The sequence below is a fragment of the Micromonospora sp. NPDC048930 genome, from assembly GCF_043197935.1.
Classification (GTDB): Bacteria; Actinomycetota; Actinomycetes; order Mycobacteriales; family Micromonosporaceae; genus Micromonospora.
Genome location: NZ_JBICUB010000006.1, coordinates 287,580 through 300,730 on the forward strand (window position 1 = coordinate 287,580; position 13,151 = coordinate 300,730).

Below are 13,151 nucleotides of genomic sequence, written 5' to 3' on the forward strand. Positions count from 1 at the left end.
ACCTCCCCCGCCGAAGCCGGAAGGTGGCAATCCGTGAGCATGATCACCGAGCGCCCCGTCAGCGACTCTGCCGGGCAGCCGCCGGTGCGCACGGTCACGGAGGCGTCGGCGGCCGGCCGGCGGGACCTGCGGGCGGTGCTGGCCGCGTACGTGGCGCTCACCAAGCCGCGAATCGTCGAGCTGCTGCTGGTCACCACCGTGCCGGCGATGATGCTCGCCGACGGCGGGATGCCCTCGCTCTGGCTGGTGGCCGTGGTGCTGGTCGGCGGGTCGCTCGCCGCCGGCGCGGCCAGCGTGCTCAACTGCTACATCGACCGGGACATCGACCAGTTGATGCGGCGCACCAAGCGCCGGCCGCTGCCCGCGCACACCGTGTCGCCGCGCAACGCGCTGATCTTCGGCCTGGTGCTCGCGGTGATCTCGGTCGTGTTGATGGCGGCGTTCACCAACTGGCTGGCGACCGGGCTGACCCTGGCCGCGATCGCGTACTACGACCTGGTCTACACGCTCTGGCTGAAGCGGACCACGGCGGCCAACACCTTCTGGGGCGGGGCCTGTGGGGCCGCCCCGGTGCTGATCGGCTGGGCCGCGGTCACGGGTTCGCTGGCCCCGGCCGCCTGGGGGCTCTTCGCGGTCGTCTTCTTCTGGCAGATGCCGCACTTCTACGCGCTGGCGATCAAGTACAAGGCGGACTACGCCCGCGCCGGCATCCCGATGCTGCCGGTGGTGGCCTCGGTCCGCCGGGTGAACGCCGAGATCCTCGTCTTCTCCTGGCTGACCCTGCTCTCCTCGCTGGCGGTCTGGCCGCTGGGCATGAGCCCGATCTACGGGGTCACTGCGCTGGTGGTCGGCGGCATCTTCGTGGTCGAGGCGCACAAGCTCTGCCGGCGCGCGGCGCGCGGCGAGGCGGTCAAGCCGATGCGGCTGTTCCACTGGTCCACCACCTACCTGACGATCCTCTTCGCGGCCGTCGCGCTCGACGCCCTGGTGTGACCCGCGCCCGGGGCCGGGTCCGGCTGGTGGAGTTCCCGCAGGTGGCGAAGTTCTCCAGAATTTTTTTCACGTAACGCGGTAGCGCCCCAACCTGGACAGATAGTGACGATCTCCCCTGCCCGCTTCGCCCGGATCTATCCGACAAGTCCGGGCAAAACACCTGTGGTCTTCCTTAAACCCGTAGGTAATTGGCATCACAATTAGTTCATCGTTCTCGCACATGTGGGTGGAACTCTGCTTAGGCTTCGCGTCATGGCAGATGGTTCCGATACGACGCTGACGGCTGACAAGACCGCCGAGCAGGCCCCCAACGGCCTGGTCGCGGGCATCAAGTCGTTCGCCGCCGGGCACGGTGGCGCGAAGGCGGTCATCGAGTACGTCGGCAAGCGCGGCGCGCGCATCGTCCTCGTGGGTGAGGACGGGGCATGGGCCGACCAGTTCGCGGACGGCACCGACGTCGCCCGGCAGGCCTGCGCGAAGGCGGGGGTCACTGTCGAGAACGCCTGGGAGCGTGAGCTGATGGACCAGATGCGGCCGAGCAACGACCTCTGGCGGTCGATGGCCCGACGCACGATGGCCCGTTGACATAAATTGACCAACCACCACCAGCCGACCCGGGGGGAACCCCGGGTCGCTCTCGTCACCTGTTCCGCCCTGCCCGACCTCGACCCGGACGACCGGCTCGTGCTCGGCCCGCTCGCCGCCCGCGGCATCGCCGCCGAGGCGCGGCGCTGGGACGACCCGGCCGTGGACTGGGCCGGGTACGACTTGGTCGTGCTCCGCTCGCCCTGGGACTACGCGCTGCGGCGCGACGAGTTCGTGGCCTGGGCACAATCCGTCCCGCGCCTGGTCAACCCGGCCGACGTGGTCGCCTGGAACACGGACAAGCGCTACCTCGCGGAGCTGTCCGCGGCGGGCGTGCCGACCGTGCCGACGGCCTGGGTCGAGCCCGGGGAGACCTGGACCCCGCCCGCCGGCTCCGGCGAGTACGTGATCAAGCCGGCGGTCAGTGCCGGCAGCCAGGACACCGGCCGGTACGACCTGGCCGACCCGGAGCACCGGGAACTGGCCGTGGCACACGTGCGGCGGCTCTCCGCCGCCGGCCGGGTCACCATGGTCCAGCCGTACCTGCGCGCGGTCGACACCGCCGGGGAGACGGCGCTGCTCTTCCTGGCCGGGCCCGACGGCCTGGTCTTCAGCCACGCGATCCGCAAGGGGCCGATGCTGACCGGCCCCGACCTGGGCGTGGCCGAGCTCTACAAGGAGGAGCGGATCGACGCCCGGACCGCCACGACCGAGCAGCTCGACACCGCGATCAAGACCCTCGGCGTGGTGCCGGGTGGCACGGACCGGCTGCTCTACGCCCGGGTCGACCTGATCCCCGGCCCGGACGGCGCGCCGGTCCTGGTCGAGCTGGAGCTCACCGAGCCCAGCCTGTTCATCGGGTATGCCGACGGCGCCCCCGACCGCCTCGCCGAGGCGATCGCCACCCACCTGCGCTGACCCGCTCCGGGCGCCGGACAGCCGGCGCCCGGCGGGCTCAGCGGTCCTCCTGGTGGTTGCGCTGCCAGTGCCCGCCCACCGGTGGGGTGTCCAGGCGTACCGCTCCCTCGGCGTTGCCGACGAAGTCGTTGTCCTCCACCACGCAGGAGAGGCAGCTGCCCTTCCCGGTGATCCACAGCCCGTACGTCTGGGTCTGGTCCTCCCGGTGGTCCCAGATCCGGTTGGCCCGCACGGTGGCCGAGTCGAACGGGGCGTTGACCGTGATCCCGGCGCGGACCGGCGGCGCGTTTGGCAGCTCGTACCGGGCGCCGGGTGGCGGAACGTCCTCGTTCCACCCGGTGGCGGAGTCCGGCCGGACCTCGGCGAGGCTCAGTTCGGTGCGGCTGTTCGCGGCGACCACCGCGGTCCGCGAACCGACCCGGACGACCTTCCCCCGGTGCCCGTCGTGCGGCCAGCCCGCGGCCGAGTCGACCAGTTTCCGCTGGCCGTAGCGCACCGACTCGCCCACCCCGGCGGTCGCGGGCGCGCAGCGGCGGCCGTTGTTGCGGATCCGGTTGTTCACCACCGTGGCGTCGGTCATCGGCCGGTCGATCCGGACGCCGTCCAGGCCGTTCTCCCAGATCTCGTTGCCGTCGAGCACCACGTCCGCCGTCGCGCCGGTGAAGCCGTGTCCCAGGTCGTGCTCGTGGTAGCCGTGCCCGCCGTTGCGGCTGATCCGGTTGCCCCGGAACGTGTACGGCCCGGGGGAGTTGCCCATGCTGATCCCGTCCCGGACGTTGCGGTCGATCACGCAGTCGGCGAGCAACCCGCCGCGCCCCGCGACCCCCGCGGTGCCGTTGGCGGAGACGTCGAAGCCGGCCTCCAGGTTGTCGGTGAGGGTGCAGGCCGAGACGATCAGCCCGTCGGTGCCCCAGTCCGAGATGCCGAACCGGTTGGCCTGGCTGTGGCAGCCCACGATCCGGTAGCCGCGCGGCGGCGGCCAGGCATCCTTCTGCAGCTCCAGGAAGATCCCGTTGGTGCCGTTGCCGACGGCGGTGCAGTTGGCGATGGTGAGCCGCTCCACCTCGCCCCAGCCGCCCACCCCGATGCCGATGCCGGCGCCGCCCATCTCCTGGCCGTTGTCCAGCCGGCCGCACCCCACCACGACCACGCCGTCGATCAGGCTGTCCTGGAGGAAGTCGCAGCCCAGGCCGCTCGCGCCGGTGTGGTGGATGTAGAGGTTCCGGAAGACGGCCCGGACCATGTACTGGATGCCGAGGCCCTTGGCGAGATAGCTGTACTCGGCCTCGGCCACCCCGGAGCCGTCGATCTCGAAGTCGGCGAAGGCGCAGTCGGTGATGTGCCGCTCCCGGCTGGCGCCGTGCTGCAGGACGGTCCAGTACGCCAACGGCACCGGATCGGCCCGGTTGCCCTCGTTGCTCAGCAGGAAGCGGGTCGCCGCCGGGCCGGCGCCGATCAGCGACACCCCGCTGCGCCAGACCGTGCCGGCGTCCCGGATCGAGTAGATCCCGGGCGGGCACCAGATCACCCGGGCCCGACCGTCGGCGGCGTACCCGTCGCCCAGCCGCTCGACCAGCGCGGAGAGCGCCGGCTGGTCGTTGGTCACCCCGTCGCCCTTGAGCCCGAACTCGCGCGCGTCGCACCACAGCGGCGCGCCCGCCACGGGGGTGAGGCGCTGCGGGACGGCGGTGGACGGCCCCCTGCCGGACACGGGCGCTCCCCTCGGCGTACGGATGTCTCCGCCGGCGGGTTCCCACCCGGTCCCGGGGTTAACGCGGGCGCGATGCCCGGTACGGGGTCAGGCGGCCGCGGTGACCGGTTCGGCGGCCGGGGCGGGCTGCGCGGGCGGTGTGACCGGCCGGCGCTCCCGGGTCGACCAGAGCACCGCCAGGGTGGCCAGCAGCACCAGGCAGGAGCCGAGCATGTGCGCGGCGACCAGCACCGCCGGCAGGTGGGTGAAGTACTGCACGAAGCCGATCAGGCCCTGGCCCAGCTCGACCGCGACCAGGACGGTGGCGGCCCGGGCCGCCCGGGCGGCCCCGACCGCCCGGAAGGCGAAGACCAGCGCCACTGAGAGGCCGATCAGCAGGAACACCCCGTCGGCGTGCACCTGGGAGATCGCCTGCGGGTCGAGACCGTTGCGGGCCGCGCCCTGGTCGCCGGCGTGCGGGCCGCTGCCGGTCACCCAGGTGCCCACCACCAGCACCGCGGCGCTCACGAGCGTGGTGAGCAGGGCGAGGGCCCGCAGCGGCGCGGGCACGGTGGGGTTCACCGGCCCGTCCGGGTCCACGGTCCGGCGCCAGAGGGCGTACGCGGCCGCGATGACCACCATCGAGGCGAGGAAGTGCAGCCCGACCACCCACGGGTTGAGGTGGGTCAGCACGGTGAACCCGCCGATCACCGCCTGGGCCGGGATGCCGAACAGCACGCCGACGGCGAGCGGCAGCAGGCCGCGCGGCCGGGGCCGCTGGGCCAGCACGGCCAGCACCACGGCGAGCGCGATGACCCCGACCGCGAAGGTGAGCAGCCGGTTGCCGAACTCGATCATCCCGTGCACGCCCATCTCGGGCGTGGTGTGGTACGACTCGTCGGTGCACCGGGGCCAGGTGGGGCAGCCGAGCCCCGAGGCGGTGAGCCGGACCGCCCCGCCGGTGACCACGATCCCCACGTTCGCGATGATCGAGGCGTACGCGAGGCGCCGCAGCAGCGTCGGAGTGACCGGGAACCGGACGGAAGGCTTCACGGAGCGAATCCTACGCACCGTAGTGGATCCCGATCGGGTGACTCCGCCGCACCGGTGGTCGGGATCACCGGACCCCGGGTTTGCGGGCCCTCCGCGAATTACGTAACGTTGGCGTTGTGAAAAACGCGGCGGCGCTCTCCGGAGACCAGCCGGCGACCAGGCAGGTCGCCGGTACCGCCGCGGATCTCTCCACCCGGGACCGGGTCACCCAGCTCCTGCTGGAGCAGGGGGCGACCACCGCCGCCCAGCTCGGCTCGGCGCTGGGGCTCAGCCCGGCCGCGATCCGCCGCCACCTCGACGCGATGCTCGCCGACGGCGACGTGATCGCCCGGGAGCAGGCCGTGCGGGGCAGCCGGGGGCGGGGCCGGCCGGCCAAGGTCTTCGTGCTGACCGAGGCGGCCCGGGTGCGCTGCGGCACCCACCACTACGACAACATGGCCACCGCCGCGCTGCGCTGGATCGCCCGCAACGGCGGCACCGAGGCCGTGGCGGCGTTCGCCGCCGACCAGGTCGCCGCCCTGGAGGCGCGCTGCCGGGCGGCGATGGAGGACGCCGGCGACGACCCGCTCGCCCGGGCGGAGGCGCTCGCCGCGGCGCTGACCGCCGAGGGCTACGCTGCCAACGCGTCCACGATCGCCTCCGGCGGCCAGCTCTGCCAGCACCACTGCCCGGTGGCGCACGTGGCCGCCGAGTTCCCGCAGCTGTGCGAGGCCGAGACGGCGGTCATCTCCCGTCTGGTCGGCATCCACGTGCAGCGCCTGGCCACCATCGCGCACGGCGACGGGGTGTGCACCACGCACATCCCGGCCCAGTCCCGTAACACCGTCACCACTGTGAGGACAGATAAATGACCGAGCAGATCGTCCAGCCCCTGACCCAGGAGGAGCAGCTCGCCGCCCTCGGTCGCTACGAGTACGGCTGGGCCGACCCCGACGTCGCCGGGGCGTCCGCCCAGCGCGGCCTCAACGAGGCGGTGGTGCGGGACATCTCGGCGAAGAAGAACGAGCCGGCCTGGATGCTCGACCTGCGCCTGAAGGGCCTGCGGCTGTTCGACCGCAAGCCGATGCCGGCGTGGGGCGCGGACCTCACCGGGATCGACTTCGGCAACATCAAGTACTTCGTCCGGTCCACCGAGAAGCAGGCCGCCAGCTGGGAGGACCTGCCCGAGGACATCAAGAACACCTACGACAAGCTGGGCATCCCCGAGGCGGAGAAGCAGCGGCTGATCGCCGGTGTCGCGGCCCAGTACGAGTCCGAGGTCGTCTACCACAAGATCCGCGAGGACCTCGAGGAGCAGGGCGTCGTCTTCCTCGACACCGACACCGCCCTCAAGGAGCACGAGGACCTGTTCAAGGAGTACTTCGGCACGGTGATCCCGGTCGGCGACAACAAGTTCGCCGCGCTGAACACCTCCGTCTGGTCCGGTGGCTCGTTCATCTACGTGCCGAAGGGCGTGCACGTGGAGATCCCGCTGCAGGCCTACTTCCGGATCAACACGGAGAACATGGGCCAGTTCGAGCGGACGCTGATCATCGTCGACGAGGGCGCGTACGTGCACTACGTCGAGGGCTGCACCGCGCCCATCTACTCCTCGGACTCGCTGCACAGCGCCGTGGTGGAGATCATCGTCAAGAAGAACGCGCGCTGCCGCTACACGACCATCCAGAACTGGTCGAACAACGTCTACAACCTGGTCACCAAGCGCGCCGTCTGCCACGAGGGCGCGACCATGGAGTGGATCGACGGCAACATCGGCTCCAAGGTGACCATGAAGTACCCGGCGGTCTACATGACCGGCGAGCACGCCAAGGGCGAGGTGCTCTCGGTGGCCATGGCTGGCGAGGGCCAGCACCAGGACGCCGGCGCCAAGATGGTGCACGCCGCGCCGCACACCTCCTCGACCATCGTGTCGAAGTCGATCGCCCGGGGCGGCGGCCGCACCTCCTACCGCGGCCTGGTGCAGGTGCTGGAGGGTTCGACCAACAGCCGCAGCACGGTCAAGTGCGACGCGCTGCTGGTCGACACCATCTCCCGCTCCGACACCTACCCGTACGTCGACATCCGCGAGGACGACGTGTCGATGGGGCACGAGGCGACCGTCTCCAAGGTCAGCGAGGACCAGCTCTTCTACCTGATGAGCCGGGGCCTGAGCGAGGACGAGGCGATGGCGATGATCGTGCGCGGCTTCATCGAGCCGATCGCCAAGGAGCTCCCGATGGAGTACGCCCTGGAGCTCAACCGCCTGATCGAGCTCCAGATGGAGGGCGCGGTCGGCTGACGCCGGCCGCGAGCCCCGATCCGGCGGGCCGGGCCCCGCGAACCCGGACCCGTCGGGCCGGGCCGCGCGGGACCCCGACCCAACCCTCCGATTAATCGCAGAACAGACCAAGGAAGAGATGACTACCCAGGCTTCCGCGCCGCCCGCCACCAAGTCGCAGGCGCTCCGCTCGTACGACGTCGCCGACTTCCCGACCCTCACCGGCCTGGAGGAGGAGTGGCGTTTCACCCCGCTCAAGCGCCTCCGCGGTTTGGCCGGCGGCGCGCAGGCCGCGACCGGCACGGTCCGCCACGAGTACGCCGACCTGCCGGATGGCGTCACCGTGGGGCGCGTCGGCAAGGACGACCCGCGGGTCGGCAGTGTGCTCACCCCGTTCGACCGGGTCAGCGCGCTGGCGTACGGCGGCGTCGAGCAGGCGCTGCTGGTGCAGGTCGCGCGGGACGCCGTGGTCGAGGCGCCGGTGCGCCTGCGGGTGGTCGGCGAGAGCGCCGACGCGCTCGCCTTCGGCCACACCTTCGTCGAGGTGGGCCGGTTCGCCGAGGTGACCCTGGTGCTCGAGCACGCCGGCTCGGCCACCCTCGCCGACAACGTCGAGGTGGCCGTGGCCGACGGCGCGAAGCTGACCCTGGTCACCATCGCCGACTGGGCCGACGACGCGGTGCAGGCGCAGCACCTCAAGGTCAAGCTGGGCCGGGACGCCAAGGTGGTCCACGTCCAGGTCAGCCTCGGCGGTGACCTGGTCCGGCAGTACACCTCGGTGGAGTACGCCGACCGGGGCGGCGAGGCCGAGCTGTACGGCCTCTACTTCGCCGACTCCGGGCAGCACCTGGAGCACCGGCAGCTGGTCGACCACACCGTGCCGGACTGCCGCAGCTACGTCGGCTACCGGGGCGCCCTGCAGGGCGACAGCGCGCACACCGTCTGGGTCGGTGACGTGCTGATCCGGGCCGAGGCGACCGGCACCGACACGTACGAGATCAACCGGAACCTGCTGCTGACCGACGGCGCGCGGGCGGACTCCGTACCGAACCTGGAGATCGAGACCGGCGAGATCGCCGGCGCCGGCCACGCGAGCGCGACCGGCCGCTTCGACGACGAGCAGCTCTTCTACCTGATGGCCCGCGGCATCCCGGCGGAGGAGGCCCGCCGCCTGGTGGTCCGCGGCTTCTTCGCCGAGCTGATCAACAAGATCCCGGTCGAGGAGCTGCGCGAGCGGCTCGGTGACGCGATCGAGGCCCGCCTGACCAAGGCCGGCGCCTGATGATCAAGATCTGTTCGACCGAGGACGTGCCGAAGGGCACCGCGATCAGCGCCGACGTCGACGGCACCCAGCTGGCGATCGTGCACGCCGAGGACGACAACTTCTACGCCGTGTACGACGAGTGCTCGCACGCCGCCGTGGCCCTCTCCGAGGGCGAGGTCGACGGCTGCACGCTGGAATGCTGGCTGCACGGATCCCGTTTCGACCTGCGTACCGGTGAGCCCACCGGGCTGCCCGCGACCGAACCCGTTCCCGTCTACCCCGTCGAAGTCCGCGACGGCGACATCTACGTCAGTCTGACGCCGAGCAATGGAGTGACCCGATAATGAGCACCCTGGAGATCCGCGACCTGAAGGTGTCGGTCAAGCTGCCCGAGGGTGAGCTCAAGCCGATCCTGGCCGGTGTCGACCTCACCGTGAAGTCGGGCGAGACCCACGCGATCATGGGCCCGAACGGCTCCGGCAAGTCGACCCTGGCGTACTCGATCGCCGGCCACCCCAAGTACGAGATCACCGGCGGCTCGGTGACCCTCGACGGCGAGGACGTGCTGGCCATGTCCGTCGACGAGCGGGCCCGCGCCGGCCTCTTCCTGGCCATGCAGTACCCGGTCGAGGTGCCCGGCGTCTCGGTCGCCAACTTCCTGCGTACCGCCAAGACCGCCATCGACGGCGAGGCGCCGAAGCTGCGCACCTGGGCCGGCGAGCTGCGCGGCGCCATGGAGAAGCTCCAGATGGACCCGGCGTTCGCCCAGCGCAACGTCAACGAGGGCTTCTCAGGTGGCGAGAAGAAGCGGCACGAGATCGTGCAGCTGGAGCTGCTCAAGCCGAAGATGGCGATCCTCGACGAGACCGACTCCGGCCTCGACGTGGACGCGCTGCGCGTGGTCAGCGAGGGCGTGAACCGGGTCCGCGACACCGGCGACACCGGCCTGCTGCTGATCACCCACTACACCCGCATCCTGCGCTACATCAAGCCGGACTTCGTGCACGTCTTCGTCGCGGGCCGCATCGTCGAGCAGGGCGGCCCGGAGCTGGCCGACAAGCTCGAGGAAGAGGGCTACGAGCGGTACGTCGCCGGGGCCGGTTCGGCGCGGGCCTGACGTAGGACAAGGGGCCGCGAGATGACCACCATCGCCATCCCGCAGGGGATGCCGCAGTACGACGACGTGCCGCGTTTCGACGTGGACACGGTGCGCGCCGACTTCCCGATCCTGGACCGGGAGATCAACGGCCATCGGCTGGTCTATCTCGACAGCGCCAACACCTCGCACAAACCGCGGCAGGTGCTCGACGTGCTCGCCGAGCACTACGCGCGGCACAACGCGAACGTGTCGCGCTCGGTGCACACCCTGGGCACCGAGGCGACCGAGGCGTACGAGGGGGCGCGGGCGAAGATCGCCGCGTTCATCAACGCGCCGAGCGCGGACGAGGTCGTCTTCACCAAGAACTCCACCGAGGCGATCAACCTGGTGGCGTACGCGTTCTCCAACGCCTCGCTGCGGCCCGACGCCGACCCGCGGTTCCGGATCGGCCCGGGCGACGAGATCGTGATCTCCGAGATGGAGCACCACTCGAACATCGTCCCGTGGCAGCTCCTCGCGGAGCGGACCGGCGCGACCCTGCGCTGGTTCCCGGTCACCGAGCACGGCCGGCTGGACGAGTCCGGGCTGGACGACCTGGTCACCGAGCGGACGAAGATCGTCTCGCTGGTGCACATGTCCAACATCCTCGGCACGGTCAACGCCACCGGGCGGATCACCCAGCGAGTCCGTGAGGTGGGCGCCCTGCTGCTGCTCGACTGCTCGCAGTCGGTGCCGCACATGCCGATGGACGTGGTCGACTACGACGCCGACTTCATCGTCTTCACCGGCCACAAGATGTGCGGCCCGACCGGCGTCGGCGTGCTCTGGGGGCGGTCCGAGCTGCTCGCGGCGATGCCGCCGGTGCTCGGCGGCGGCTCGATGATCGAGACCGTGACGATGGCGCGGTCGACGTTCGCCCCGCCACCGGCCCGGTTCGAGGCGGGCACCCCGCCGATCGCCGAGGCGGTGGCGCTCGGCGCGGCGGTGGACTACCTCAACGGGATCGGGATGCGCGCCATCCAGTGGCACGAGAAGGAGCTGACGGCGTACGCGCTGGACGCCCTCGCCACCGTGCCGGGGCTGCGGATCTTCGGGCCGAACGTGCCGGTCGGCCGGGGCGGGACGATCTCGTTCGCGCTGGGCGACGTGCACCCGCACGACGTCGGGCAGGTGCTCGACTCGCTCGGCGTGCAGGTACGGGTGGGGCACCACTGCGCGAAGCCGGTGTGCACCCGGTTCGGGGTGCCGGCCATGACCCGGGCGTCGTTCTACCTGTACACCACCACGGAGGAGATCGACGCGCTGGTGGCCGGTCTCGAGCAGGTGCGGAAGGTGTTCGACTGATGCAGCTCGACCAGCTCTACCAGGAGATCATCCTGGACCACTACAAGCACCCGCACGGCCGCGGCCTGCGGGACGCGACGGACCCGGCCGCCCGGGTCGGCGAGGCGCACCACGTCAACCCGACCTGCGGCGACGAGATCACCGTGCGGGTGGCCACCGACGGCAAGGTGTTCACCGACATCTCGTACGACGGGATGGGCTGCTCGATCAGCCAGGCTTCGGCGAGCGTGCTGCACGAGCTGCTGCGCGGCCGGGCCGCGGACGACGCCGCGGTGGTGCACGAGGCGTTCGTCGAGTTGATGTCCGGGCGTGGCCAGGTCACGCCGGACGAGGACGTACTCGGAGACGGGGTGGCGTTCGCGGGTGTCGCGCGCTACCCGGCCCGGGTGAAGTGCGCGTTGCTGTCGTGGATGGCGTTCAAGGACGCCGCGGCACGCGCCGGGGTGGGCGTGAGCCCGGAGGTGAAGGCATGAGCGAGGAGACCGCCACCACGCCGGCGGCCGGTGGCAAGGCCGCGATCGGTGACATCGAGGAGGCGATGAAGGACGTCGTCGACCCCGAGCTGGGCATCAACGTGGTCGACCTGGGTCTGGTGTACGGCATCCACGTCGACGACGAGAACGTGGCCACCCTGGACATGACGCTGACCTCGGCGGCCTGCCCGCTGACCGACGTGATCGAGGACCAGGCCCGGCAGGCGCTGACCACCGGTCCGGGCGGTGGGCTGGTCAACGACATCCGGATCAACTGGGTGTGGCTGCCGCCGTGGGGCCCCGACAAGATCACCGACGAGGGGCGCGACCAGCTCCGCTCCCTCGGCTTCAACGTCTGACCGACACTCGGTCACCCGTCGAGCGCGACACCCCTCCCGGGGCGTCGCGCTCGACGCGTCTGCGGAGGCCGTCCCCCTGCGCTCCGCGGCCTGATTCACGGAAAGCGGCCGTATTCCCCGCGGAATGCGCCCTCTTTCCGTGAATCAGCGCCCGGGTCCTCGGCAAGATCCCGCTCGATCCTGGATGTGGTGGCCTCGTTGTGCGTTGGAGGCCACTCGATCCTGGATCGAGCACGATCTTGGGCGCGCACGCGCACGCGCACGCGGACGTGGGCGTGGGCGTGGGGCGCGGGCTGTGGGGTGCTGGGCGGGAAAAGGGGTGGCGGGGCGGGATGGTGGGGCGGAGGATGATCGCGTGATCGAGGCGTACCCGAAGCAGGTTCCTGTCCGTGCGGCCACCGCCGCGCGCCGACAGCGCGCCCTGCCGCCGGCCGCCTCGACCCGCCGTCCACCGTCGTGACCGGGGCGTTCCTCGCCGGTCTGGTGGCCGGCTACGGCGTCGCCGTGCCGGTCGGCGCGATCGCGATCCTCATTCTCGGGCTCAGCGCCCGCACCGGCTTCCGGGTCGGCGCGGCCGCGGCGCTCGCGGTGGCCACCGCCGACGGGCTCTACGCGGCGGTCGCCGCGCTCGGCGGCACCGGCCTGGCCGGGGTCATCGCGCCGGTCGCCGGGCCCCTCCGGGTGGTCGCCGCGCTGGTGCTGCTCGGGCTCGCCGGCCACGGGTTGTGGCGGGCCTGGTCCGCCCGGCGGACCCGGGAGGTCGCGGAGGCACCCGCGGGACGAGGGCTGAACAGCCCCGGCCGGGCCTACGCGGTGCTGCTGGGCCTGACCCTGCTCAACCCGGCCACGGTGGTCTACTTCGCCGCGCTGGTGCTCGGCCGCCAGGACACCGCCGACCCGGACGCGGGCACCGCCGGGCTCTTCGCGGCCGGCGCGTTCCTGGCCTCGGCGAGCTGGCAACTGCTCGTCGCCGGCGGCGGCAGCATGGTCGGCCGGGCGCTGGCCGGGCCGACCGGGCGCCTGGTCACCGGCCTGGTCTCCAGCGCCCTGATCGCCGCCCTCGCGGTGGCCACCCTGCTGCCCGGCTGAGCCACGCCCGCCGGGCCGACCCGGCCC

The 13,151-nt window shown here is 71.6% G+C and carries 14 protein-coding genes; 12 read left to right on the plus strand and 2 right to left on the minus strand.

The window, feature by feature from the left end; genetic code table 11:
• The first annotated feature begins 33 nt into the window (after nucleotides 1–33).
• The 3 genes from ACGFI9_RS18250 (at nucleotide 34) to ACGFI9_RS18260 (ending at nucleotide 2,496) form a co-directional block, all read left to right on the plus strand.
• Nucleotides 34–993 carry a heme o synthase gene (locus ACGFI9_RS18250; RefSeq protein WP_393179153.1) on the plus strand — a complete coding sequence of 320 codons (960 nt, stop codon included), beginning with the start codon at nucleotides 34–36 and terminating at the stop codon, nucleotides 991–993.
• A gap of 252 nt (nucleotides 994–1,245) precedes the next feature.
• Nucleotides 1,246–1,578: a hypothetical protein gene (locus ACGFI9_RS18255; protein WP_393179154.1), complete on the plus strand. Its 333-nt coding sequence runs from the start codon at nucleotides 1,246–1,248 to the stop codon at nucleotides 1,576–1,578.
• Nucleotides 1,579–1,584: 6 nt separating this feature from the next.
• The gene (locus ACGFI9_RS18260) at nucleotides 1,585–2,496 is read left to right on the plus strand and encodes a RimK family alpha-L-glutamate ligase (protein ID WP_393179155.1); all 912 of its coding nucleotides are present in this window, start codon (nucleotides 1,585–1,587) and stop codon (nucleotides 2,494–2,496) included.
• Between the two features lie 37 nt (nucleotides 2,497–2,533).
• Here ACGFI9_RS18260 and ACGFI9_RS18265 read toward each other — a convergent pair whose 3' ends face one another.
• Nucleotides 2,534–4,207: a right-handed parallel beta-helix repeat-containing protein gene (locus ACGFI9_RS18265; protein WP_393179156.1), complete on the minus strand. Its 1,674-nt coding sequence runs from the start codon at nucleotides 4,205–4,207 to the stop codon at nucleotides 2,534–2,536.
• Nucleotides 4,208–4,294: 87 nt separating this feature from the next.
• Entirely contained in the window at nucleotides 4,295–5,257 is a 963-nt protein-coding gene (locus ACGFI9_RS18270; protein ID WP_393179157.1) for a heme A synthase, read from the minus strand.
• 98 nt (nucleotides 5,258–5,355) lie between these two features.
• On the opposite strand from ACGFI9_RS18270, the gene ACGFI9_RS18275 reads away from it, so the two are divergent.
• From ACGFI9_RS18275 to ACGFI9_RS18315, 9 genes are all read left to right on the plus strand, one after another.
• The gene (locus ACGFI9_RS18275; RefSeq protein WP_393179158.1) at nucleotides 5,356–6,090 is read left to right on the plus strand and encodes a helix-turn-helix transcriptional regulator; all 735 of its coding nucleotides are present in this window, start codon (nucleotides 5,356–5,358) and stop codon (nucleotides 6,088–6,090) included.
• Complete coding sequence (gene sufB / locus ACGFI9_RS18280; protein ID WP_393179159.1) at nucleotides 6,087–7,517, plus strand: Fe-S cluster assembly protein SufB; 1,431 nt, start codon at nucleotides 6,087–6,089, stop codon at nucleotides 7,515–7,517. Before ACGFI9_RS18275 ends, sufB begins: the two co-directional genes overlap by 4 nt.
• Before the next feature lie 118 nt (nucleotides 7,518–7,635).
• Nucleotides 7,636–8,778, plus strand: a complete 1,143-nt coding sequence (sufD, locus tag ACGFI9_RS18285) for a Fe-S cluster assembly protein SufD (protein ID WP_393179160.1) — start codon at nucleotides 7,636–7,638, stop codon at nucleotides 8,776–8,778.
• Entirely contained in the window at nucleotides 8,778–9,104 is a 327-nt protein-coding gene (locus ACGFI9_RS18290; RefSeq protein WP_393179161.1) for a non-heme iron oxygenase ferredoxin subunit, read from the plus strand. The genes sufD and ACGFI9_RS18290 overlap by 1 nt, the downstream gene beginning before the upstream one ends.
• Nucleotides 9,104–9,877 (plus strand): Fe-S cluster assembly ATPase SufC, encoded by a 774-nt coding sequence (gene sufC, locus ACGFI9_RS18295; RefSeq protein ID WP_091270088.1) that lies wholly within the window; start codon nucleotides 9,104–9,106, stop codon nucleotides 9,875–9,877. Before ACGFI9_RS18290 ends, sufC begins: the two co-directional genes overlap by 1 nt.
• Nucleotides 9,878–9,898: 21 nt before the next feature.
• On the plus strand, nucleotides 9,899–11,203 hold the full coding sequence (locus tag ACGFI9_RS18300) for a cysteine desulfurase (protein ID WP_393179162.1): 1,305 nt from the start codon (nucleotides 9,899–9,901) through the stop codon (nucleotides 11,201–11,203).
• Nucleotides 11,203–11,676, plus strand: a complete 474-nt coding sequence (sufU, locus tag ACGFI9_RS18305) for a Fe-S cluster assembly sulfur transfer protein SufU (protein WP_393179163.1) — start codon at nucleotides 11,203–11,205, stop codon at nucleotides 11,674–11,676. Before ACGFI9_RS18300 ends, sufU begins: the two co-directional genes overlap by 1 nt.
• A complete protein-coding gene (locus ACGFI9_RS18310; RefSeq protein ID WP_393179164.1) occupies nucleotides 11,673–12,035 on the plus strand; it encodes a metal-sulfur cluster assembly factor in 363 nt (120 codons plus the stop codon). The genes sufU and ACGFI9_RS18310 overlap by 4 nt, the downstream gene beginning before the upstream one ends.
• A 456-nt stretch (nucleotides 12,036–12,491) precedes the next feature.
• Nucleotides 12,492–13,124, plus strand: a complete 633-nt coding sequence (locus ACGFI9_RS18315) for a LysE family transporter (protein ID WP_393179165.1) — start codon at nucleotides 12,492–12,494, stop codon at nucleotides 13,122–13,124.
• The last annotated feature ends 27 nt before the right edge of the window (nucleotides 13,125–13,151 follow it).